This window comes from Cupriavidus sp. UYPR2.512, assembly GCF_000379565.1.
Classification (GTDB): Bacteria; Pseudomonadota; Gammaproteobacteria; order Burkholderiales; family Burkholderiaceae; genus Cupriavidus.
The window spans coordinates 1-21,759 of the sequence record NZ_KB903169.1; the positions used below are offsets into that span (position 1 = coordinate 1).

General features: G+C 66.4%; 20 protein-coding genes. 9 read left to right on the forward strand and 11 right to left on the reverse strand.

All coding sequences use genetic code 11. The annotated features are described in order from the left end of the window. Nucleotides 1–306: 306 nt before the first annotated feature. On the reverse strand, nucleotides 307–1,209 hold the full coding sequence (locus tag A3A5_RS0130150; RefSeq protein ID WP_018314168.1) for a LysR family transcriptional regulator: 903 nt from the start codon (nucleotides 1,207–1,209) through the stop codon (nucleotides 307–309). 125 nt (nucleotides 1,210–1,334) lie between these two features. Between A3A5_RS0130150 and A3A5_RS0130155 the strand changes: the two genes are divergently transcribed. Together A3A5_RS0130155 and A3A5_RS0130160 are read left to right on the forward strand one after the other, a co-directional pair. Then, nucleotides 1,335–2,297, forward strand: a complete 963-nt coding sequence (locus A3A5_RS0130155) for a tripartite tricarboxylate transporter substrate binding protein (RefSeq protein WP_018314169.1) — start codon at nucleotides 1,335–1,337, stop codon at nucleotides 2,295–2,297. A 39-nt stretch (nucleotides 2,298–2,336) separates the two neighbouring features. Further along, nucleotides 2,337–3,161, forward strand: a complete 825-nt coding sequence (locus A3A5_RS0130160) for a substrate-binding domain-containing protein (protein ID WP_018314170.1) — start codon at nucleotides 2,337–2,339, stop codon at nucleotides 3,159–3,161. 242 nt (nucleotides 3,162–3,403) lie between these two features. On the opposite strand, the gene A3A5_RS0130165 is transcribed toward A3A5_RS0130160, so the two are convergent. Together A3A5_RS0130165 and A3A5_RS0130170 are read right to left on the reverse strand one after the other, a co-directional pair. Then, nucleotides 3,404–3,625, reverse strand: coding sequence for a hypothetical protein (locus tag A3A5_RS0130165; protein WP_018314171.1), 222 nt, complete (start codon nucleotides 3,623–3,625; stop codon nucleotides 3,404–3,406). A 121-nt stretch (nucleotides 3,626–3,746) separates the two neighbouring features. Continuing rightward, nucleotides 3,747–5,108: an MFS transporter gene (locus tag A3A5_RS0130170; RefSeq protein ID WP_018314172.1), complete on the reverse strand. Its 1,362-nt coding sequence runs from the start codon at nucleotides 5,106–5,108 to the stop codon at nucleotides 3,747–3,749. Between the two features lie 309 nt (nucleotides 5,109–5,417). Between A3A5_RS0130170 and A3A5_RS0130175 the strand changes: the two genes are divergently transcribed. Then, nucleotides 5,418–5,954 (forward strand): nuclear transport factor 2 family protein, encoded by a 537-nt coding sequence (locus tag A3A5_RS0130175; RefSeq protein ID WP_018314173.1) that lies wholly within the window; start codon nucleotides 5,418–5,420, stop codon nucleotides 5,952–5,954. 40 nt (nucleotides 5,955–5,994) lie between these two features. Here the strand turns inward: A3A5_RS0130175 and A3A5_RS0130180 are convergent, their stop codons facing one another. The 7 genes from A3A5_RS0130180 to A3A5_RS0130210 form a co-directional block, all read right to left on the reverse strand. Beyond that, nucleotides 5,995–7,086 (reverse strand): porin, encoded by a 1,092-nt coding sequence (locus A3A5_RS0130180; RefSeq protein ID WP_018314174.1) that lies wholly within the window; start codon nucleotides 7,084–7,086, stop codon nucleotides 5,995–5,997. Between the two features lie 132 nt (nucleotides 7,087–7,218). Continuing rightward, nucleotides 7,219–8,406 carry an SDR family oxidoreductase gene (locus A3A5_RS0130185; RefSeq protein ID WP_018314175.1) on the reverse strand — a complete coding sequence of 396 codons (1,188 nt, stop codon included), beginning with the start codon at nucleotides 8,404–8,406 and terminating at the stop codon, nucleotides 7,219–7,221. A gap of 2 nt (nucleotides 8,407–8,408) precedes the next feature. Then, nucleotides 8,409–9,167 (reverse strand): SDR family NAD(P)-dependent oxidoreductase, encoded by a 759-nt coding sequence (locus A3A5_RS0130190; RefSeq protein ID WP_026201287.1) that lies wholly within the window; start codon nucleotides 9,165–9,167, stop codon nucleotides 8,409–8,411. Between the two features lie 18 nt (nucleotides 9,168–9,185). Then, on the reverse strand, nucleotides 9,186–10,145 hold the full coding sequence (locus A3A5_RS0130195) for an acyl-CoA dehydrogenase family protein (RefSeq protein WP_018314177.1): 960 nt from the start codon (nucleotides 10,143–10,145) through the stop codon (nucleotides 9,186–9,188). Next, entirely contained in the window at nucleotides 10,142–11,155 is a 1,014-nt protein-coding gene (locus A3A5_RS39555; protein WP_018314178.1) for an acyl-CoA dehydrogenase family protein, read from the reverse strand. The genes A3A5_RS0130195 and A3A5_RS39555 overlap by 4 nt, the downstream gene beginning before the upstream one ends. A gap of 207 nt (nucleotides 11,156–11,362) precedes the next feature. Further along, nucleotides 11,363–13,504, reverse strand: a complete 2,142-nt coding sequence (locus A3A5_RS0130205) for an acetate--CoA ligase family protein (protein ID WP_026201288.1) — start codon at nucleotides 13,502–13,504, stop codon at nucleotides 11,363–11,365. A gap of 2 nt (nucleotides 13,505–13,506) precedes the next feature. Further along, complete coding sequence (locus A3A5_RS0130210; RefSeq protein WP_018314180.1) at nucleotides 13,507–14,277, reverse strand: enoyl-CoA hydratase/isomerase family protein; 771 nt, start codon at nucleotides 14,275–14,277, stop codon at nucleotides 13,507–13,509. Nucleotides 14,278–14,488: 211 nt separating this feature from the next. On the opposite strand from A3A5_RS0130210, the gene A3A5_RS0130215 reads away from it, so the two are divergent. Continuing rightward, the gene (locus A3A5_RS0130215; RefSeq protein ID WP_232431485.1) at nucleotides 14,489–15,427 is read left to right on the forward strand and encodes an SMP-30/gluconolactonase/LRE family protein; all 939 of its coding nucleotides are present in this window, start codon (nucleotides 14,489–14,491) and stop codon (nucleotides 15,425–15,427) included. Here A3A5_RS0130215 and A3A5_RS0130220 read toward each other — a convergent pair. After that, a complete protein-coding gene (locus A3A5_RS0130220) occupies nucleotides 15,424–16,374 on the reverse strand; it encodes a LysR family transcriptional regulator (RefSeq protein WP_232431486.1) in 951 nt (316 codons plus the stop codon). The genes A3A5_RS0130215 and A3A5_RS0130220 overlap by 4 nt on opposite strands. Nucleotides 16,375–16,480: 106 nt before the next feature. Between A3A5_RS0130220 and A3A5_RS0130225 the strand changes: the two genes are divergently transcribed. The 5 genes from A3A5_RS0130225 (at nucleotide 16,481) to A3A5_RS0130245 (ending at nucleotide 21,589) form a co-directional block, all read left to right on the forward strand. After that, entirely contained in the window at nucleotides 16,481–17,557 is a 1,077-nt protein-coding gene (locus A3A5_RS0130225; protein ID WP_018314183.1) for an LLM class flavin-dependent oxidoreductase, read from the forward strand. A gap of 11 nt (nucleotides 17,558–17,568) precedes the next feature. Then, nucleotides 17,569–18,366, forward strand: a complete 798-nt coding sequence (locus A3A5_RS0130230) for a flavin reductase family protein (RefSeq protein WP_018314184.1) — start codon at nucleotides 17,569–17,571, stop codon at nucleotides 18,364–18,366. 149 nt (nucleotides 18,367–18,515) lie between these two features. Continuing rightward, nucleotides 18,516–19,508: a tripartite tricarboxylate transporter substrate binding protein gene (locus tag A3A5_RS0130235; protein WP_018314185.1), complete on the forward strand. Its 993-nt coding sequence runs from the start codon at nucleotides 18,516–18,518 to the stop codon at nucleotides 19,506–19,508. Nucleotides 19,509–19,704: 196 nt separating this feature from the next. After that, a complete protein-coding gene (locus tag A3A5_RS0130240) occupies nucleotides 19,705–20,499 on the forward strand; it encodes a DUF4239 domain-containing protein (protein ID WP_051108590.1) in 795 nt (264 codons plus the stop codon). Nucleotides 20,500–20,545: 46 nt separating this feature from the next. Continuing rightward, nucleotides 20,546–21,589 carry an SMP-30/gluconolactonase/LRE family protein gene (locus A3A5_RS0130245; protein WP_026201291.1) on the forward strand — a complete coding sequence of 348 codons (1,044 nt, stop codon included), beginning with the start codon at nucleotides 20,546–20,548 and terminating at the stop codon, nucleotides 21,587–21,589. Nucleotides 21,590–21,759: the final 170 nt, after the last annotated feature.

Genomic DNA, 21,759 nt, shown 5'->3' on the forward strand with positions numbered 1-21,759 from the left:
GTACAACCTGAAGCGCGTCCTTCGAATTCTCGGGTTCTCGAAAACAATGAAGGCAATGCGCCTGGTGGGTGCGTAAGCACCCATTTGCGCCCAAAAAATGGGCTGAAGATCGCCCTCAGGAGCTCATTAGCGCTGTTCGCACCCGTTTCGGCGTCGTCCCATGACCAGATTGGCCGAAAATTCGATAAGACAGGCTACGCCCCCGAGGAGACGCGCATTCGTGCGATTCGAGAGACGTTTCCACACGGCCTCGGTCGTTATGAGACGGCAGTAGCCAATGCCGAAACCCTGCCTCCCCGGGCTGGGTCAAGCAGACGGCACGGCGCCTGATACCAGGGTTTCATACAACGCCGTCGCGGCAGGCTGCAATGGCTTGTCACGGCGCCGTATCAACGCCAGGACCCGATCCAGGGACGGTTCGACCAGCGGGATGCCGCAAAGCCGGGGATGATCGCGCGGTAGCGCCATGCCTGGCAGCACGGCGATCCCCAGCCCGGCCTCGACCAGGGCCAGCACGCCGACCACGTGGTTGGCTTCATAGTGAATGGTGGGGCGCTGCTTGAGGTGGGCGATGGCATTTTCGATCAAGGCGCGATTGCCGCTTTGCTTCGACACGCTCACCATCCTTTGGCCAGCCAGTTCCTCCCAGGCAATGCAATCCCGCCCGGCCCACGGGTGGTCCCGTCGCAATGCCAGCCGGTATGGCTCGGCACGGATGGCGCGGAATTCAATGTTGGGCTCCTGGGCACCGATGAAATTAAGCCCAAAATCGGATTCTCCCGACATGACGCTGGCCAGTACGGCATTCGCGTTCTCGTCGATCACGCGCACGCGCACGCCCGGATGCTGGCCGCCGAACCGATGGATGGCGTCGGGCAGGAAATGCAGCGCCGCGGACGGTATTGCTGCAACGGTGACCAGTCCACGCTGTAGCGCAACCTCGTCGCCGAGCCGCAGTACCGCGCTATCGAGGATATCCAGCGCAGCGCGCGCCTCCTCCAGGAACTGCCGCCCGATATTGGTCGTCTCCACGCGACGCGTGGTCCGCTCGAGCAGGCGGGAGCCGAGCGTCATTTCCAGCTTCTCGATGCGCCGGCTGAGCGCTGGCTGGGAGATGTGAAGGGCCTCCGCAGCTATGCGGAAGCTGCCTTTTTCGGCGATCGCGACGAACGCCTGCAGGTCTTCGAGGCCAAAATTGATGCGTGCCATGCATGGAGTCTTCAGAAAATTGCAATTCACAGATTAGTCGTCTGGCAATACCCTTGCAATGCCTGAACGGAACGTCGTGACGTGCCGCGAAGTGCACGCCAAAAGACAAATCCTGGAGACCTCCCTTGAACATCGCAGTTCGCCATCTGGCACTCGCGCTGGCGCTTGCCGCCTGCAGCCTCAGCGCCGGCGCCGAAACCTGGCCGGCAAAGCCCGTGAAATTCGTCGTACCGTTTGGTCCGGGCGGCGCTAACGACCTGGTCGCCCGCGCCGTGGCCGACGCGGCGTCCAAACAACTGGGCCAGCCCATCATCGTGGAAAACAAGCCCGGCGCCGGTTCGGCCCTGGGCGCCGACTATGTCGCCAAGGCCGCCCCGGACGGCTATACCTTCCTGGCGCCGGCAGCCGGCGTGATCACCAACGCCATGATCAAGGCTCACTTGCCGTACAAGGAACAGGACCTGGTGCCAGTCGCCATGCTGGCGGTCAGTCCGTCCATCATCGTGGTGCCGGCCGACTCGCCGATAAAGGACCTCAAGGGCCTGGTCGCGCTCGGCAAAGCCGGCAAGAGCCTGAACTTTGCTACGGCGGGCACCGGCAGCACGCCGCATTTTGTCGCGGAAATGCTGAAACTGGCGACCGGGGCCAAGCTCGAGATCATCCCCTACAAGAGCGGATCGGAAGGCATGGTCGCCGTGGTCGGCAAGCAGGTAGACGCGACGTCGGAGGCCAGCGTCGTGGTGCTCCCGCAGGTGAAGGGCGGCAAACTGCGCGCCATCGCTTCGACATGGAATACACGCATTGCTGCGATGCCTGACGTGCCGACCACCGCCGAGCTCGGCTATCCCGGCGTCTTCATCGGCCACTGGTCCGGGGTCTTCGCACCGCGCGGTACGCCTGACGCGATTCTCGACAAGATGAACAAGGCAATCGACGTCGCAATCAAGTCTCCGGAACTGCGCGCCAGGCTGATCCCGCAAGGCATCCAGCCAATGGGCGGGACGCGGGCTGACTTCACCAAGTTCCTGGCAGGCGAAAAAGCCCGCCTGGGTCCGATCGCGCGTGCCGCCAACATGAAAGAAGACTGACGCACGTTGCGATCCGCAGTTATCAATCCAGGAGACAACATGAAGTTCACAACCACTGCGGCCCGGCACAGCGTGCTGGTCCTGCTTGTCTGGCTGGCCGGTCCAGCCTTCGCGGACGAGATTCGTGTCATCACTTCGGGCGGTTTTACGGCCGCCTACCAGAAGCTCGTGCCGCTGTATGAGGCCGCCACGCAGGACCACGTTATCACTGCCTACGGGGCATCGATGGGCAATGCGCCCGATTCGATTCCCAGCCGGCTGGCGCGCGGCGAGACCTTCGATGTGGTGATCCTGGCGGACTCGGGGCTCGACAAGCTGGTAGCGGAAGGCAAGGTGGCAGCGGGCAGCCGGGTCGACCTGGCGCGCTCGCTGATCGGCATGTCGGTGCGCAAGGGCACGCCAAAGCCGGATATCAGCACCACCGAAGCGGTAAGGCAGACCCTGCTCAACGCCGGGTCGATCGCCTATTCCGCCAGCGCCAGCGGCACGTATCTGTCCAACGAGCTGTTTCCCCGGCTTGGCGTCGCGGACAAGATCAAGGACAAGGCCCACAAGGTCTACAGTGAGCGGGTCGGCACCGTGGTGGCGCGGGGCGATGCGGAAATTGGCTTCCAGCAGGTCAGCGAACTGCTGCCCTTCAAGGAGCTGGATTACGTCGGGCCGTTGCCGGACGAACTGCAGCAGAAAGTCTTTTTCTCGGCCGGAACGATTGCAGGCCGGCAAACGACCGCGACCTCGCGCTTTGTGAGCTTCCTGGCCTCTCCGGCAGCGGCTGCGATCGTAAGCAGCACCGGACTGGATCCGGTGGCGACGCCGCTGCCGCCACCGGCACCGCCGGTGCTGGGTCAACCGCCGAAGCCCTGATGCCAGGGAAGTTATCCTGGGCCGCCCACGGCAAATCCAGCATGCCCGAGCATTCGATGCCAGGCCCTGCTATCAACAGCGCCTCGAATTTTTGCAGAAGCAGATATCTGGGAACTGTCCACTAACGCACGATAACTGCACCACCGCGGCCTGATGTAGCTGCCGCGCGCTACCGCGACGACCAGCCAGCATGCCGCGGTCTTCCACGCGGCATATTGGGGTCCTGCCCTGGCACCATTACTTCACCTCTCGGCGGGGTTCTTGTACGCCTGAAGTTTTCCAAACACTTGCGCGACCAACGGCACTGTGGTGATGACCCCCACGGCAAGCAGCGTCCACCCGATGGCGCGGCGTTGTTCCGGATTCATTCGGTTGCTAATCAACAGGGCGAGGCCCGCAGCGCCTGCCGCACGCGTTCCGGCAATCAATCCAATTTCTGGAATGGTCAGTGATACCTCTTTCATCTGGGGCTCCGAGCGGGTTGGATAGATTTGAATCCGGGTAGTTTGCGGCACGTGCGGCTGGCGTCTGTGCGCAAGCAGACGCAGCTGACGATTAAGGCAAGTGCGCGCACGCCCTCGCCCTTCAGTGTTCCGCCACGGTGGAACCCGGCAAATCCCTTTCTTCCTGCGGCGAACCATTGCGACCCAGCACGAGCAGGCATATCGCCGCGATAACAGCCGGGATGGCGAGCAGGCTGAAGATGGCGCCGAACTCCCATCCAATCCCCAGCAGCCATGCGCCGCCCATGGTTCCCGCCACGCCGCCGAAACGGCCCATGCCCAGCATCCAGGCAATGCCCGTGACCCGGCTGGTGGTCGGATAATAATGTGCAGCGAGGGGCGACATCGACGCGGATGCACCGGAGATGGCCATGCCCACGATGACGATCATCGTTGTCAGTCCTGCGTGCGCCCCGCTGTACCCGATCGCCAGCACCAGCACTGCGGCCGCCAGAAAGTACGCCGCGACGACACGGGTAGGCGGGAAACGGTCAGTCAGGAACCCCGCCAGCAGGATCCCTGCGCATCCGCCCAGATGGAACAGCGACGAAGTGACGGTCGACTCCTGCAGCGAATACCCCGAGGTCGTGAACAGGGTGGGAAGCCAGCTATTGACCAGGTACAGGATGACCATGCACATGAAGTAGCACAGCCAGATCAGGCAGGTGCCGGCGGCATACCGCTCACGGAACAGCTCCGAAAGAGGCGACTTGCGGCCATGCCCGGCATCTTCCTCGCACACGAGTTGGACGTCGCCGAGTCGAGCGCCCGGCGCCAGGCGGCCCAGGATGCCCAGTGCATCTTCGCGCGGGCGCCGGTTGGCCACGAGAAACTTCACGGATTCGGGCAGCAGCGGCACCAGCACCAGCGTCAGCAGCACCGGCGCCACGCCGCCGACCACCAGCACGCCGTGCCAGCCGAAGCGCGGGATCAGCCAGGCCGTCATCAGGCCGCCCAGCCCATTCCCGGCTGCGAAGCCGACCAGCATGGCGTTGACCACGGTGCCGCGAATCCGCGTCGGGGCATACTCGGCCATCAGTGCGACGGCGTTCGGCACGGCGGCGCCCAGGCCGATTCCCGTCAGCAGGCGCAGCGCAGCCAGCATTTCGAGCGACTGCGCGAATGCTGCCGCCACGCTGCACACCCCGAACGCGAAGACAGAGCCGATCAGCACGCGCTTGCGGCCAATGCGGTCGGCAAAGGGGCTCACCACCATGGCGCCAAAGCCGATGCCGACCAGCGTGGCGCTCAGCACGGGGCCCAGCGCTGCACGCGACAGGTGCCACTCCTCAATCAACGACGGCGCGATATAGCCCATGGCGCCGGTGTCCATCCCGTCCAAAGCGATGATCAGGAAGCACAGGACGAACAGCAGGATATGAAACCGCGAGAAACGCTGTTCGTCGAGGAAGGCTTGTACGTCGACCTTGCGTTGGAGGTTCATCGCGCACCTCGCAGCGGCCGGGATGGGTGTGGCGCGCACATCGGGGGCGTGCGCACCGTGGTACCAGCATATCCTGGCATTGTCTGTCTCCTTGGTTTGTCGCATCGTGGGAAAACCGCGCTGCCTTGCGGTTCCCTGCTGTGCGCCGGCTGTCGCGCCGGACATGGTTCTGAATTGATATTACGACCCGGGTGGGCTGGCGAATATGCCCCCGCCGTGCAGAAGACAATCAACCGAACCGCAGGCAATGGATGGTGACGGGAGGCAGAGAATTGCGGCTCATGTTCATCCTGTCGAGTCCCGCCCATCATGACCCCACATCCCCCCTCCGCCCTCGGCGAACTGCTCGACCGCGAAGCCATCCGCGAATGCCTGTATCGCTACTGCCGCGGCATCGACCGTTGCGACGAGGCCGCCCTGCGCAGCGTGTACTGGGACGATGCCACCGACCGGCATGGCCCCTATTCCGGCTCCGCCAGCGGCTTTATCGTCTGGGTGCTGGACCGGCTCGCGACCAGCGAACGCTCAATCCACTTCCTTGGCAATCTCTCGATCGCGTTGCACGGCGACTGGGCGGCGGTGGAATCATATTTCCAGGCATTCCAGCGCCGCCCCAACCCCGATCCAGCACAGCGGGAAGTCTTCCTGGCCGGACGCTATATCGACCGCTTCGAGAAGCGCAACGCCGAATGGCGGATTGCCCGGCGCGTGGTGGTCTATGACTGGGTCCGCCCGCTTGGCACCCCGGAGGGCACCGAGACCGAGCGCTTCGGCCCGCGGCAGCCTGTTGGCGCGCCCTGGCCGCATGATCCGGTCTACGCGCTGCTCAGCGGGGGAGGACAGTAGACCGGACATGCCAGGACCAGGCGGCGCGAGCCGCCTGCCGTCAGAAGGTATGCCGGAGGCCGATGGTGGTGCCGATCTGGTTGGTGCCCGCAGCGGTCGTCCCGAAGCCTGAGCCGCCCGTGCTCAGGCCAAGGTTGGAACTGCCCTTGTTCTTCGTGTAGCCGACGCTGAGGTAGGCATCCGTGCGCTTGGAGAAGGCGTACTTCGCCATGCCAACGAACAGCCAGGGATCGTTGCCCGTGTTCCGGAAGTCCTGGTAGTAGGCGGCGGCACTGACGCTGACGGCGGGGCCGGCCTGCCAGGTCACGCCGGTCCACCACAGGTTCGAAGCCTGGTTGGCCTGGCCCGGGATCGCCCCCGCCAGCAGCGCCCCGTCGTATGCCTTGGCCCAACGGTAGCCAGCGAAGACCTTGACCGGGGAGAAATCATACGTGCCGGTCAGCACGGCGCGCCGCGTCTTGGGGTCAGGATTCAACGTGACCGTGCCCGTGTTGACCTCATCGTAGGCAGCGCCCACGCTGAACGGGCCGCTGCCGTAGCTCAGCCGGAAGCCGTACTCGCGCCCCAGCTTCGGTTCGCCCGGTACTTCGCTGCCATTGACCGTGCCGCTCTCGGCACCGAAGCTGTACATGGCAGACGCCACCAGGCCGCCGAACGTGCCCGTGTACTTGATGGTATTGTCGGCACGCGACACGAACGCCAGGTCCTGCGTGAAGATCGAGTACTTCGGCGCGAGCAGCATCGGGTCATAGGGACCGATGAGGTCGAACAACTCGGTCTGCTGCCGTCCGAGCAACAGGCTGCCCCACTTCCCCTGCAAGCCCACGTATGCCATCCGCCCGAACAGGCGGCCGCCCTGCGCGGACTTGCCCGTGTCGGTGTCATAGCCGCTCTCCAGCACGAACACCCCTTTCAGGCCGCCGCCCAGGTCCTCCGTGCCGCGCAGCCCCCAGCGCGACCCGGCGACGTTGCCCGACGTCATGCGGACGACGGAATTGCCGCCTCCGGCCTGGTGGTTCGCGAATTCGATACCCGCGTCCACCACGCCGTAGAGCGTGACGCTGGATTGTGCGGCTGCCGGAAGGCTGCAAAGCGCGCAGAAGAGCGCGGTCGCGCCAGTTTTGTATTGCATGTCTCCACCTTGTGTTGTTAAGCCTCGAGCTGTCCGGACCGAGGCACCCCGTGAAATGGGCGTGAGCCGCCCTGCCCGCGGAGCGGGCATTTCCTTCTTGAACTACTCGATTGCGCGGCTGTGTGCCGGAGGTCAGGCGACGGGCAGCACTTGCCCCGTCAGGTATTGCGCGCCGGCGCCCGCCATGAAACGCAGCAGCGGCGCGAGGGCTTCCGGTTCGGCCCGCGCGACCGACAGCGCGTTCACGCGCAGCGCCCGTGCGCCCCACTCGCACGCCAGCGTGGCGACCAGCATGCGAGCCGCCGCAAGGTCGCCCGCGTGCCGCCAGTCCTCGCCGGCGTCGGCCGGAAGCACCAGCGTGAGGCTGGCCTGGCTTGTGTGCTCCCGTGCGAAGCGTCGTGCAGCCTCGTGCACAGCCGCCAGGCGATTCCCACCCGGCGCGGCCAGCGGCGAAACATCCAGCACTGCCGCATAGCCGTCTCCGTGCTGGCCGACGGCAGACCACTTCGCCGACACATCGCCGACCACCCGCAGGCAGAGCAGCGTCTCGGACGGGACGGGCGCGACGGTGGCCGGCGCAAAGCCCTGGCTGCCGCCAAACACCGACGAGCCGCCGTCAACCGGCAGCAACAGACCGGAGGGCACCGCACCGTCCGCGCCGGCCAGGAAGCGGATCGCCTCGGCCAGTTCTTCCGGCTCCGCCATCCGGCCGAGCGGAATCTTGGCCGTCACGCGTGCGGGGTCCAATCGGCCGGCTGCAATGAGCCGGTCGACCAGCTCGGTCCGCACGAATCCCGGGCACAGCACGCTCACCCGGAGATCCGGGCGCTCGCGCGCCAGTGCCCGCGACAACCCGATCAAGCCCGCCTTGCTCGCGCTGTAGGCGCCGCGCCACGGGATCGCCCGCAGTCCGGCGCCCGATGCAACGTTGACGACGCGCGCACCTGCCACCAGTCGCGGTGACAGCGCGTCGACCAGCCGTGCCGGCGCGTCGAGGTTGAGCGCCAGCAGCGCCCGCCAGTCGTCGCCAGCCTGCTCGACCACTGGCAGGTTGGTACGATCCGACATGCCCGCGTTGTTCACGAGCGCATCCAGCGGACCGGTGCGCTCCGCCAGCGTGCCGATGGCCGCCACGTCCGTGAGGTCCATCTCCACCGCCTGGTGCCGGCTCGCCTCCGACCCCGACAGGCCAGCGACCGTGGCGGCCAACGCTGCGCCATCGCGGTCAACCAGCACGCAGCGCCAGCCGTCGCGCGCCAACCGCTGCGCGGCGGCGCGGCCGATGCCGGCGGCCGCGCCGGTGATAAGAACCGACGGCACGCTCAGAGATTGGTGAACGTGATGCCGCCATCCACCACGAGCGCCTGCGCCGTGATGAACCGCGCCTCGTCGCTGGCGAGGAAGGCGATGCCGCTGGCCACGTCGTCCACGTTGCCGAGGCGTCCCATCGGGGTGCGGGCGACGCGGCGCGCGTCACGCTCGGCGTTGCGGTTGCGCTGCGTGCCCTCCGTCGGCACAGCGGACGGACACACCGCGTTGACGCGGATGCCGCGCGGGCCGAGTTCCGCCGCGGCAGCGCGCGTGATACCGAGAATGCCCGCCTTGATGCCCGAGTAGACGACCGAGGCCGGCGCCGACACCAGCGCCGCCGTCGACGCCACGTTGACGATGGCCCCGCCGCATTCCTCGTCCATCGCCTCCACCGCCGCCTGGATGCCCCAGATCACCGACTTGAAGCCGATGTCGAGCATGCGGTCCATGGTCTCGGGCATGATTTCCGGCACCGACTGGTAACGGACCCACGCGGCGTTGTTGATGAGGATGTCGAAACGCTTGCCCTGCGTGGCCGCCGCGCTGACCGCCTGCGCGATGCCATCCCGGCTCGCCACGTTCTGCACCACCGGGAAGGCCTCGCCGCCGGCCGCGCGGATCTCGTCCACCGTCGCGCCGACGAGCTCTTCCTTAAGGTCGTTGACCGCCACGATGGCGCCGCGTGCCGCGAGGAGACGCGCCGTGGCGCGGCCGATGCCGGCGCCCGCGCCGGTGACGAGCGCCACGCGCCCTGCCAGATCCTGTTGCATGAACACTCCCCAAATTCCTCAGACGTCTTGAATGAATTGCTGCCCGACCGCACGCGCCAGCGCGCCGGCCCCGAAGGCCGCGTCAAGCTTGCGGACCTCGCGCAGCGAATAGTGCAGCGGCACTTCCCATGTGAAGCCCATGCCACCGTGCAGGTGGATCGCCTTCTCGATGACGAAGGCTGCGTTGCCGATGGCGCCCGCCAGCGCCGGTCGTGCGCTGCGCGCCGCGCCATACTCGTTGCGCGCCATGGCACGGCGCACGGCGGCATTGGAAGCCTCCGTCACCAGCTTCATGCGCGCCAGCAGGTGACGCACGGCCTGCTTGGCCGACAGCGGCCGGCCGAACTGCACGCGCGTCGCCATATAGCCGGCGGCCAACTCCAGCGCGCCGTCCGCCGCGCCGTTCGCCAGTTCGGCCATCAGCAGGCAGGCCGCATGGTCCAGCGCCGCGCGGGCCGTGGCATCGAGCCGGGCGACCACCGTTGCGCCTTCCAGATCGAGCCACGCCTGCGGAAACTCCGGGTCGAGCGACCCGTCTTCTGCGCAGGCCAGTCCGGCCACGTCGACCAGCGCCGCGCCGTCGCCATCGTTGACGAGCACCCAGTCACATTGCGCCACGTGCCGCGCATGGCCGGCGAAGCCCTCACGCAGGCTGCCTTGCCACGCGATGGTGGCAACCTTGTCGCCCGCCGCCAGCGCCGCGGCGACCGGCGTGCCGGCAAAGGCCTGCGCCAGCAGGATGGTCTCCGGCAGCGGCAGGCGCAGTTGCAGCTTGCCGGCGGCATGCGCGATGGGCAGCGCGAAGTCGATGGGCAGGCCGAGCCCGCTGTCGCCCTCATCGGCGCATACGCCGCACAGGCCGGCCTCGGCCAGCACGCGCACGGCCTCGCGGAAGTTGCGCGGCAGCGCGTCGTGGATGGCCGCGCTGGCGGCCTGGGCGAATTCCTCGGGCCGCAGATCGTCATCTCGCGTCGTCATGTCAAATCCTTGGGCAGATTGAGGATGCGCTGCGCGATGACGTCGAGCTGCACTTCCGAGGTGCCGGCGTAGAGCGTCTCGGCGCGCGAGAACAGATAGGCGGTGCTGAATGCCTTGCGGGCGCGCTGCGCCTGCGCGCTGGAGCGAGGCGTCACGTGCGACAGCAGCGACAGGGCCAGGCCGGCGAACGCCTGGTGGCATTCCGACCAGTACAACTTGGTCAGCGACCCGCGCGCGCCGATGGACTCGCCGGCCATCATGCGTGACACAGTGGTCTCGACCAGGCCCTTGAGGGCGTCGATCTCGCAGGCCACGTCACCGATGCGTCGCTGGGTGTAGCCGTCGTCGAGCAGGCGCGCCAATTGCGCATCGGACTTGCAGGCGGCGACAACCTGGCGCAGCTCGCATTCGAAGCGCCACGGGCGGTACATGCGGTTAGTCGCCCGCTCGATGGACAGCACGCGGATGGCGGCATTCCAGCCTTCGTCGGGTGCGCCCAGGCGGGCACTGTCCGGCACCACCACGTCGTCGAAGAACACTTCGGCGAAGGACTCCTTGCCGTCGATGGACTTGATCGGCACCACGCGGATGCCCGGCGTGTTCATCGGCACGGCGAACATCAGCAGGCCACGGTGCTTGTCGGCGACCGTGCCGGTGCGTGTAAGCAGCAGGCAGTAGTGCGCCTTGGCCGCGCCGCTGGTCCAGATCTTCTGGCCGTTGATGCGCCAGTGCCCGTCCTCCTGCACGGCGCGCGTGCGCAGCCGGGCGAGGTCCGAGCCGGCGTCGGGCTCCGAGAAGCCCTGGCACCAGTACTCGCGCATGGCGAGGATGGCGGGCAGGAACGCCTGCTTCTGTGCCTCGGTGCCAACGGTCATGATGATCGGGCCGGCCAGTTCCTTGCCGATCGAGCTGACGCTCTCCGGCATGGGCAGAGCGCCGATCTCCTTGTTGACGGCGAGATGCTCGCGCAAGGTCAGGCCGTGGCCACCGTATGCGGTGGGCCATGTCATGCCGGCCAGGCCGGCATGACATGGCTGCTTCCCAGGCGCGGGATTCTTCCAGCGTCGGCGTGCGGTAGTCCAGGCTGTCGGCACGCATGTGGTCCGGCAGGTTGGCGCGCAGCCATTGGCGGGCGTGCTGGCGGTACACCTCGGGTCCGGCGGCCGGATCGGGGATCGCCGCGAGTGGATCGCGTGTTTCGATATGCATGCTGGTTCTCAGTGTGCGGGCGTGGCCGGCGCTGCCGGGATCATCAGCGCGTCAAGCACCACGGCGCCCTCCCCTTCGGGACGGACGAGGATGGGGTTCATGTCGATTTCGGCGATATCGGCCGCATGGCGGCACGCGAATTCGGACAGGCGCGCCACGCAGCGGGCGGCCGCGCGGATATCGGCTTTGGCCTGTCCGCGCACGCCGTCGAGCAGCGGGAACATGCGCAGCGAGCGGATCATGGCGAGGGCTTCGTCCTCGCTGACCGGCGCGGCCTGCACGGCGACGTCCTTCAGCACCTCGGCGTGGATGCCGCCCATGCCCACCATCACCACCGGGCCGAACACCGGATCGCGGGAAATGCCGGCGATCATCTCGACGCCGCCCTTCACCATCGGTGCGACCAGCATGCCTTGCACACGGGCCTGCGGCGCATGGCGGGCGACGCTGGAGGCAATCGTTCCGTAGGCGTCGCGCACGGCCGCCGCGCTGCGCAGGTCGAGCGCCACGCCGCCGGCTTCGGTCTTGTGCGGGATGTCCTCGGAGACGATCTTCAGCACCACGGGGTAGCCGATCGCTTCCGCCGCGCGCACCGCCTCATCTGCCGAGTGGACCACGGCTTCCTGCGGCACCGCGATGCCGGCGGCCGCCAGCGCGCGCTTGGCTTCATACTCGTTGCGCAAGACGGCCGGGTCCATGGTTTCCTGCGGCACGAGCCGATGCGCCGCCGATGCCGGCTGGCCGGCAAGCTGGCCGAGTCGCACCAGTCCGGCGAGGCCGCTGGCGGCTGCATCGATGCTCGGGAACACGGGAATGCCCAGCGCGTTGATCTGCGCCACCGCATCGGCCGGCCCCTGGCTGACGATCATCAGCGCCCGCTCCGGATGGGCCTCGCGCACGCGCGCCAGCGCCTCCAGGTACACGCCGCGCAGGCGGGAGTTGTACAGCGAGAGCGACATGAACATCACCAGCGCGCTTCCCGACGGGTCCTCCAGCAGCGCGGACAATAACTGCTGGAGGATGTCGGGGCGGCTGGACATTTGCGCCGTGGCGTCGACCGGATTGCCGGTGCCGGCCATGGGCAGCACGCGGCGGATGCGGTCGCGGGTCGCCGCGTCGAGCGCGGGCAGGCGCAGGCCGGCCTCGCTCATGGCATCGGCCATCATCACGCCGAAGCCGCCGGAGGCCGCCATCAGCGTCACGGCATCGCGCTGCGGCAGGCGGCCTGGCATCAGGATCGAGGCGGCGTGGCCGATGTCGATCAGTTCCTCCACCGAGCGCACGCGGAGCGCGCCGTGGCGGCGGAAGACGGCGTCGATGACGGCGTCAGAGCCCGTTAGCGCACCGGTGTGCGAGGCGGCGGCGGCCTGGCCTTGCTCGGTCGAGCCCACCTTCAGGACAATCACCGGCTTGCCGCGCGAGCGCGCCAGTTCCAGTGCCGCGACCAGGCGCTCGCCGTCGCGGCAGGTTTCCATGCAGCAGAGGATGATGCGCGTTGCCTCGTCCTCGGCCAGCGCGGCGATGCCGTCGGCCACATCGATGTCGGCCTCGTTGCCCGTCGCCATGAACTGGCTCACGCCAAGGCCACGGCGCGCCACCGTATTCATGGTGTGGCTGCCCACGTTGCCCGACTGCGAGACAATGCCCACGCCGCCCGGCGGGGGCATGGTCTCTTCCAGGCTGATGGAGAAGGACCCGATCAGCCGGTCGGCCACGTTGACCGTGCCCAGGCAGTTGGGACCGAGGACGCGCATGCCGTGCCGGCGTGCGATGTCGACCAGTTCGGCCTGCATGGCCACGCCTTCGGCGCCGAGTTCGGCAAACCCGGACGACAGCACAATGGCAGCCTTCACGCCGCGCGCCGCGCAGTCGCGCAGGGCAGCCGCCGTGGCGGCGGCCGGCACGGCCAGGATCGCCAGTTCCGGCGCGATGGGGGTCTCACGGACCGAGGCATACGCGGTCAGTCCCTGCACGGTGCCGCCCTTCGGATTGACCGGGTAGACGGTGCCCGCGTAGCCATGCTTGCGCAGCATGTAGACGGGACGTCCGCCGATCTTGGTGCTGTCGTCCGAGGCGCCAACCACGGCGATGCTGCGCGCGTGGAAGAAGGGCCCGAGCCCGGCGCCCGGGCGTTCGGTGTGCGTCGCCATGGTCAGCATCCCTTGAACTGCGGCTGGCGCTTTTCGAGGAACGCCATGCGGGCTTCGCGGGCGTCTTCGGTGCGGGACAGCGCCATGGTGAATTCCTGCTCGAAGCGGTAGGCATCGCGCTGCGGCATGACGTCAACCATATTGGCGGCGCGCTTGGCGTACATGATCGCCAGCGGGGCCTTGGCGGCGATCTCGCGGGCCAGTGCCATCGTCACGGGCAGCAACTGGTCGGCCGGCAGCACGTCTTCCAGCACGTTGCGGCGCAGCAGGTCATGGGCCGTCAGGCGCTGGCCGGTGAAGAACATGCGGCGCACGGTGGAGCGGCCGAACAGCGTGCGCAGCATGGAAGCGCCGCCCGCCAGGCCGACGTTGATCTCCGGCATGCCGAAGGTGGCTTCCTCGGAGGCGTAGAGGATGTCGCAGGCAGCGACCAGCCCCATGCCGGCGCCGAGCGCCACGCCGTTGACCGCCGCGATCACGGGCTTGGCGCATTCCCTGATGGCGTTGCCGGTTTCGCGTGTCAGGCGGTTGTGATCCAGGAAATCGCCAGCCACGCTGGCATCGGGCCGGTCCTTCAGGTCGGCGCCGGAGCAGAACACCTTGCCGGCGCCCGTCAGCACGGCGCAGCGGATATCCTCTCGCTCCGAGATCTCATCGAAGGTCGCCACGATCTGGCGGCGCATCTCGCGGCTCAGGGCATTGACGGGGGGGCGGTTCAGCGTGACCAGGGCGACGCCGTCGGAAACCTCCATCAGGACCAGTTTCTCGCTCATGCCTCACCTCCCGGCTGACGGAAGAATGCGCCGAGCGGCGCGGTGTATGCGTACGTCATGGTTGTCTCCTTGCATCGAATGAACAGCCGCGCTTCGCTGCGGGCCGGCTTTTTCCGATTGTAGGAGCGGGGATTGCTGTGGATTTCCGTCAGAGTTGTTGGTTGTGTTCTGCGGGAATCCGGCATATTCGGCGAACCTGGGAGCCGATAGCATGACTACCCATAGCCCCACCGGCCATCACGACAGAGGATCGCAGACCATGGAGATCGCGCCAGAAATCGCGCCACTTGGGACCGTCCGGACCGACCTGGGGGAATGCCCGGTCTGGGACGCTGTCCGGCAGCGGCTATGGCTTGCGGATTGCCGCCGGGGATGGATCCATGTGATCGACCCGGCGCAGGGCGACGTGATGCGGTATGACCTGCCGGCGCCCCTGGGATCGTTCGCGCTGAATGGCGAAGACAGCCTCGTGGTGGCCCTGAAGGAGCAGGTCGCGCTCTATACACCATCCACCGGCGCCCTGCGTCGCGTGGCGGACATCGGCGACCGCCATCCCAATCTGCGCCTGAACGACGGCACGCCCATGCCGGACGGCAGTTTCGTGGTGGGCACCATGCACGTCTTTCGCGAGCCCGACGAGGCGCCGCTGGGTGGTCTGTACCGGCTCGATTGCGACGGCGGCTTTGCCCGGATCGAGCGGGGCTTCGGCATCGTCAACGGGCCGATGACGCATCCGTCGCGCGCGGAGTTCTACGTCTGCGACAGCGCGGCACGCAGCATCTACCGCTATCGGCTTGATGCCGGAGGCAGGTTGTCGGGCCGCGAGCGCTTCGTCGACACGGCGCCACTTGGCTCCGCGCCGGATGGCTGCTGCTTCGACAGCGACGGCGGCCTGTGGACGGCTCTCGTGCATGCCGGCGCCCTGGTGCGCTTCGACGCCGTGGGGCAACTCACCCATCGCATCGACCTGCCGGTGGCGCACCCGGCGTCGCTCTGCTTCGGCGGGCCGGCGCTGGAAGACATCTATGTCACGACGATCCGGGACAGCGGCCGGCTGTCAGCGGACGGCCCACTGGATGGGGCCGTGCTACGCGTGCGCGGCACCGGCCTGCGCGGCGCGGCACGCCCGCACTGCCGCATTCTCCTCTAGCCGGCCGCCGGCACCGCCGACATGCCGTAGGCACTGAAGCGCAATGCCTCGCCTGAAACGTGCGAGGCCACGAAGTCGAGAAACAGCCGGATCTTGGCCGGAATCATTGCCGTGTCCAGGATGGTGGCGTACATCCCTTCCTCGAACGTGGTATTGGTCACCCGGAATTCTGGCAACAGCCGCACGAGCGTGCCGCGCGAGATGTCGTTGTGGACCGTGTAGTCGTCCAGCAGCGCAATGCCCTCGCCCAGCCGCGCCCACTCCAGCAGCGCGACGCCGCTGTTGGTCACGTGCCGGGGCTTGAACCCCACTTCCTCCACGCTCTCCCCGCGCTTGAACAGCCAGCTATGCTGGTTGCCGGGCAGCAGGTATGCCATGCAGTCGTGCTGCAGTATGTCCTCCGGCCGCGTGGGCGCGGACCGGCTCTCGAGATAGGCGGGCGATGCCACGAGGTAACGCTCGCTCCGGAAGAGGATGCGCCGCTTCAGCCCGGCCTCCACCGGCGGCGAAATCCGGAAATCGATGTCGAAATTACTGCGGCGCTGGTCAATCTTGGTCTCGGACAGCACGAGTTCGATATGGATGTCCGGATACTGCTTGCGGAAAGCCGCGACCAACGGCGGCAGCACACCCAGCCCGAACATCATGCGCGAGTGCACCCGCAGCGTGCCCTTCGGCGCGGATCGGATCTCGGTGATGTTGCGATGCGCCTGGCCGATATTCCACAGGATGCCTTCCAGCTCCCGCGCATACTCCTGACCCGCTTCGGTCAGCACGACCTGTCGCGTGGAGCGCATCAGCAGCTTGACGTTCAGCTCGGTCTCGAAGTCCGTGATCATGCGCGACACCGACGTGGCGGACACCCCGAAGTGCCGCGCCGTCTCCGAGAAACTCTCCGTCTTGGAAATCGACAGGAAGAGCTCCATGGCGCGAAGCCGATCCATCATTCCTCCATTTTCTGCAGTACAGATCGCCGTGATTCCCGTATTCCGGTCAGTACCTCCCGACTCCTAGAATTCTTCGAAACTTCACCGGGATTTTTGGGAGACAACAATGGAATTCGGCGTATTCATCCTGGCCCAGCAGCGAGGTTACCACCAGACCTCGAAGCAAGTCATCAGCAACTCCATCGAGCAGACCGTCGCGGCGGAACAGGCAGGCTTCAACACCGCCTGGTACGCCGAGCACCATTTCAACAACTACTCGCTGTCGCCGTCGCCGCTGATGATGGTGGCCCATGCCGCCGCGAAGACGCAGCGCATCCGGCTCGGCACGGCGGTGTGCATTCTGCCGCTGTACCACCCCGCGCGCTTCCTGGCCGAGGTCGGATTCGTCGACACGGTGTCGAACGGCCGGCTCGACCTGGGCGTGGGCTCGGGCTACCAGCAGTTCGAGTTCGAGCGCTTCGGCGTCGACATCGCCGAGTCGGGCGCGATCTTCAACGAGTTCCTCGACGTCATCCCGAAGGGCCTGACGCAGAAGATCTTCGAACACGACGGGCAGTTCCTGAAGATCCCGCCCAGCTCCATCGCCGTGCGCTGCCTGCAGGAGCCGATGCCGCCGCTGTGGATCACCTCCGGCAACCCGGTCACCCTTGGCCGTGGCGTACGCGAGAACCACAACCTCTTCGTCACCGCCCTGCTCAACGGCAACGACGCCATCACCGGTCTGCGCGAACGCCTTGATAAAGTCGCCGAAGAGAATGGCAAGGACCTGGACCGCGACGTGAAGTTCGGCTTCCTGCGCTGCGGCTTCGCCTCGGACAACAAGGCCGAGATCGACGCCTATCTCGACTGCGCCCGCTTCCAGCGGCGCATTTCGGAAAGCCTGAAGTTCCGCCGGGCGCAGAGCGATGACGGCTACATGGTCAAGGAAGTGCCGTCGGACACGGATCCGACGTTCGACCAGTTGCGCGAGAATCTGCCCGTAGGCTCCGTCAACCAGGTCATCGACAAGCTGCTGACCGAGATCAGCATCCTGCGGCCCAAGCATATTGCCCTGCAGACCCAGCTCGGCGACTTCGATCAGAAGACCATGCTGCGGCAGATCGAACTGTGGGGCGACCGGATCATCCCGGCCATCCGCAAGGAGCTTGGTGAAACGAGCAGCAAGCTGGCCGTAGCGGCCTGAGGAGACCTGCCATGCGTATCCACCTGACCAATGCCGGTGCCATCACCCTGCGCGACCCGGCCGACTTCAAGCGGCTCGACGTGCTGATCGATCCGCAGCCTGGCGAGCGGCTGGAGCGCGCCATCGCCCGTATCGGGCGGCGCGAGGATGCGGGCCACGTCCGCCTGGCGCCTTCGGTGCTGCGCTTCCTGTCGGGGCATGCGGGCGATCCGGCATGGGAAGACGGCTTCTCCTCCATGGTGGGATACGCGGCGCGGCACGGCTGGGTGGACGAGCGCGGCGACATTCGCGCCCATCTCACCCTCAACGAGCAGGACGAAGTCGTCTCCGTGGACGACTTCAAGTTGGCCATGCGCGCGCTGCCGGCCGGCATCAGTGCCGTCACCACCGGCAGCGGCGAGGACGTTGCGGGCATCATCGTCTCCAGCCTGACGTCGGTGTCGGCTGAGCCGCCCATGGTTGGCTTCTTCGTCCAGAAGTCGGCCTCGGCGCACAGTGCGCTGATGCAGGCTGGTCGGTTCGTGGCCAACGTGCTGGGCGAGGAACACCGCGCCATCATCGATACCTTTCTCAAGTCCCCGCAAGGACGCGACCGCTTTGCCTCGGGCCAATGGCGCGAAGGCGCACATGGCCTGCCGGTGCTGGATGACGCGCTGGCCAGCATCGAATGTGACATCGTCTGCACGGAGGCACTGGGCACGCATGACCTGATCGTGGGCAAGATCCGGAAGACCACCTGCAATCAGGCCAGCCCGATCATCAACTTCAACGCCGGCACGCACCGCATTGCGCCGGCCTCCGTCCAGTAGGAGGGGGCATGGCGGTCCACGATGGTTAGAATTTCCGCACGCTTCCCGGTGCGGCTCCGATCATAGCCCCCATGCACGGGTCCTCGGCCCGCGGCGCGACCACAGGCGCCGCACACGCACGCAAAATAAAATACATCTGGAGACAAGCCATGCATCATTCGCCCGTCCGGCGGCGGACCTGCCTAGGTATCGCCGCGTTCCTCGCTTCGCAGTCGTGGGCCGGTACTGTTGCCGCCACCAGCGGCTGGCCCAGGCGGCCCATCCGTCTGGTGGTGCCCGGACCGGCGGGCGCCGGCATGGACCTCTTTGCGCGCGTGATCGCCGCCCATCTCCAGCAGGCGCTGGGCCAGCCGGTGGTGGTGGACAACCGGCCGGGCGCCAACAGCCTGATCGGCACCGACATGGTTGCCAAGAGTGCCGCCGATGGTTACACCCTGCTGATCACGCCATCATCCGCCGTCGCGATCAATCCGGTCATCCAGCCAAAGATGCCGTATGACGCGCTGAAGGACCTGACACCCGTCGCGCAGGTTGGCGCAGCCGGCGTTCTGCTGGTCGCCCATCCTTCCACCGGGTTCCGGAACCTGGCCGACATGGTGCGTTATGTGAAGGCGAATCCCGACAAGCTCGCCTATGGATCGTGGGGCAACGGGTCGACCGGACATCTCATCATGGAAGCCATCAAGGCGCACTATGGCCTTTCGATGCAGCACGTGCCATACAAGGGCAGCGCCCAGCTCGTGACCGACCTGCTGTCGAAGAATATGCTGCTGGGCTTCACCGATATTGCCTCGCCCGTGCCGCACGTCCGCTCGGGCAAGCTGGTGGCCCTCGCCTGCACAGGCGCCGCACGGGGACCGGCATTGCCCGAGGTGCCCACGCTGACCGAGCAGGGCTTTCCGTTCAACAAGGAAGGCTGGTATGGCTTGTTCGCGCCAGCCGGCACGCCGCCGGACATCGTGCAACGGCTCAATGCCGAGATCAACCGCATCCTCGCCAATGACGACGTGGTGCAAAAATACGCCCAGCAGAACATGCCGCGCCCGGCCACGAAGACCGTCGCCCAGTTTGCCGCGACCGTTAGTGAGGACGTCAGGGCCTGGCAAAAGCTGGCCAAGGGGGCCGGCTTGCAGATCGACTGAACGCCGGATGGGCGACCGGGTGGACTACAGGCCGGTCGCCTCGCGCAATCCGAGACGACTCTCAAGCGCGTGCGCCATTTAGTTCGGCGCCAATGTATTGGACACTGTGCGGAAGTGAACATACGGTGGGGAAGCTTTTTCATACCGTCTTTGAGGTGGAAAGCGCGCGTCGCGCGGCAAAGCACCGGAGGCGATTTTGGCATCACTACTTTATGGTGCCGGTTGGACCGGCGGGCTGGTGTTTGCGATCGGATTATTCACCAGTATCCTGATCGCCCTGGAGCTCGGCCGGCTGGTGTGGCGATGGCAGGTTGCCTCCGGTCGGGAACCGGAAACAACGGGCGTCAGCGCGGTCGCAAGCGCGATATTTGCACTGCTTGGGCTATTGATCGCCTTCACCTTTTCCGGGGCGGCAAGCCGCTTTGATATGCGGCGTACGCTGATCGTCCAGGAAGCGAACGACATCGGCACGGCTTACCTGCGCTTGGATCTGCTGCCGCAAACGGCGCGTGATGCGCTGCAGGAGATATTCCGGCAGTATCTGGATGCCCGGCTTGACGCCTATCGAGCCGTCCCTGACCGAGAACGCGTCGATGCAGCCCTGGCCCGTTCGGACGTGCTGCGTGAACGCCTCTGGACCAGATCCATAACGGAGTCCCAGCGAACCACCAGTACGGCGGCCACCATGCTTCTGTTGCCGGCGCTCAATGCCGCGTTTGATACGGCATCGACCCGTCTCGCCGCAACGAAGGAACATCCGCCCAGCGTCATCTTCGGCATGCTTTTCGCGCTTTGCTGGATCGGGGCCTTGTTCGCGGGCTATGGCATGGCCAGCAGCGGTCCGCGAAACTGGTTGCATGCGCTTTTCTTCGTGACCTCGCTGACGGTGACGCTCTATGTCATCGTCGACCTGGAGTTTCCGCGGCTTGGCCTAATCCGCGTTGACGCTTTCGACGAGGTGTTGCAGGACGTCCGCAATGGAATGCGATGATCCGGCCGGTGCAGCATGCCGCCGCGAGATGAGGCAGGAGACGGACATGCTGGAAGTCGAGAAGGGAAGAGTTGTGACAGCGGTGAGCAGGATTCTTGAATCCGTGCTGGTTCCGTTATGTGCATCGGCCTTGCTGATCGTCCTGCTCACGATGGCTTCGGCACGGGCGCAGGCTCCCTTGTTCGAGACGTTTGCCGTTCCCGCGGGCAGCGCACCGCACGATGTCGCACCAGCCCCCGACGGCACCGTGTGGTACACCGCGCAGGCGCAGGGCGCGGTCGGACGATTGGACCCGCGCACCGGCACGGCCGACACGGTGTCTCTCGGCGCAGGATCGGCGCCGCACGGCGTGATCGTCGGTCCCGATGGGGCGGCATGGATCACGGACAGCGGCCAGAATGCGATCGTGCGCGTCGACCCGAAGACACGTGCCGTAACGCGTTTCCCGCTGCCGAAGGACCGGCCGAATGCCAATCTGAATACCGCGGTCTTCGACAAGCGAGGGCATCTGTGGTTCACGGGGCAAAGCGGCATCTACGGCGAGCTCGACCCAGCGCGCGCCAGCATGCGCGTTTTCGATGCGCCGCGCGGGCCGGGTCCATACGGCATTTGCGTGAGCCCTGACGGCAGCCTGTACTTCGCGTCACTGGCCGGTAGCTATCTCGGCCGCATCGATCCCGCGAGCGGCGCGGCGCAGGTCATTGAGCCGCCGACGCCAAATCAGGGTGCGCGACGCGTATGGGCCGATTCGAAAGGGCGCATTTGGGTCAGCGAGTGGAGCGCTGGGAAAGTCGGCGCGTTCGACCCAGCAACGCATCAATGGCGCGAATGGAGGCTGCCCGGCCACGACCCCCATGCCTACGCGATATTTGTCGACGACCGCGACATCGTTTGGCTTAGCGAATGGAGCGCCAACGCGCTGGTGCGCTTCGACGCGCGCGCCGAGCGATTCGAAGTGATCACGCTTCCGCGCCCGCACGCGAACGTACGCCAGATGATGGGCCGCCCTGGGGAAGTCTGGCTGTCCGAATCCGGCACCGACCATCTGCTGCGCTACCGGCCTGGTGCGGCCGATACCAACCGCAAATGAGGTCGCTGCCCAACGCATCACCCGCGGTCCACTGCTGCATGAGACACACGCAGGTGCCGACAGTATGCACTGTAGCGCACGGTCGCGATTGCCGTTCAAGCCTCTTTTCGCCAGAATCTCCAGTCCCGCCTATTGCCAGCACGCGCCGAGGAGAGTAGAAGTCGGTCCAT

What these genes read in the sequence shown, in the direction of transcription:
- A3A5_RS0130165 (WP_018314171.1), bottom strand. Translation starts at nt 3,625, where the DNA reads ATGAAAGAGGTATCACTGACCATTCCAGAAATTGGATTGATTGCCGGA.
- A3A5_RS0130170 (WP_018314172.1), bottom strand. Translation starts at nt 5,108, where the DNA reads ATGAACCTCCAACGCAAGGTCGACGTACAAGCCTTCCTCGACGAACAG.
- A3A5_RS0130220 (WP_232431486.1), bottom strand. Translation starts at nt 16,374, where the DNA reads ATGATGGATCGGCTTCGCGCCATGGAGCTCTTCCTGTCGATTTCCAAG.
- A3A5_RS39555 (WP_018314178.1), bottom strand. Translation starts at nt 11,155, where the DNA reads ATGACATGGCCCACCGCATACGGTGGCCACGGCCTGACCTTGCGCGAG.
- A3A5_RS0130245 (WP_026201291.1), top strand. Translation starts at nt 20,546, where the DNA reads ATGCTGGAAGTCGAGAAGGGAAGAGTTGTGACAGCGGTGAGCAGGATT.
- A3A5_RS0130195 (WP_018314177.1), bottom strand. Translation starts at nt 10,145, where the DNA reads ATGACGACGCGAGATGACGATCTGCGGCCCGAGGAATTCGCCCAGGCC.
- A3A5_RS0130150 (WP_018314168.1), bottom strand. Translation starts at nt 1,209, where the DNA reads ATGGCACGCATCAATTTTGGCCTCGAAGACCTGCAGGCGTTCGTCGCG.
- A3A5_RS0130235 (WP_018314185.1), top strand. Translation starts at nt 18,516, where the DNA reads ATGCATCATTCGCCCGTCCGGCGGCGGACCTGCCTAGGTATCGCCGCG.
- A3A5_RS0130230 (WP_018314184.1), top strand. Translation starts at nt 17,569, where the DNA reads ATGCGTATCCACCTGACCAATGCCGGTGCCATCACCCTGCGCGACCCG.
- A3A5_RS0130205 (WP_026201288.1), bottom strand. Translation starts at nt 13,504, where the DNA reads ATGGCGACGCACACCGAACGCCCGGGCGCCGGGCTCGGGCCCTTCTTC.
- A3A5_RS0130190 (WP_026201287.1), bottom strand. Translation starts at nt 9,167, where the DNA reads ATGCAACAGGATCTGGCAGGGCGCGTGGCGCTCGTCACCGGCGCGGGC.
- A3A5_RS0130175 (WP_018314173.1), top strand. Translation starts at nt 5,418, where the DNA reads ATGACCCCACATCCCCCCTCCGCCCTCGGCGAACTGCTCGACCGCGAA.
- A3A5_RS0130210 (WP_018314180.1), bottom strand. Translation starts at nt 14,277, where the DNA reads ATGAGCGAGAAACTGGTCCTGATGGAGGTTTCCGACGGCGTCGCCCTG.
- A3A5_RS0130160 (WP_018314170.1), top strand. Translation starts at nt 2,337, where the DNA reads ATGAAGTTCACAACCACTGCGGCCCGGCACAGCGTGCTGGTCCTGCTT.
- A3A5_RS0130180 (WP_018314174.1), bottom strand. Translation starts at nt 7,086, where the DNA reads ATGCAATACAAAACTGGCGCGACCGCGCTCTTCTGCGCGCTTTGCAGC.
- A3A5_RS0130225 (WP_018314183.1), top strand. Translation starts at nt 16,481, where the DNA reads ATGGAATTCGGCGTATTCATCCTGGCCCAGCAGCGAGGTTACCACCAG.
- A3A5_RS0130215 (WP_232431485.1), top strand. Translation starts at nt 14,489, where the DNA reads ATGACTACCCATAGCCCCACCGGCCATCACGACAGAGGATCGCAGACC.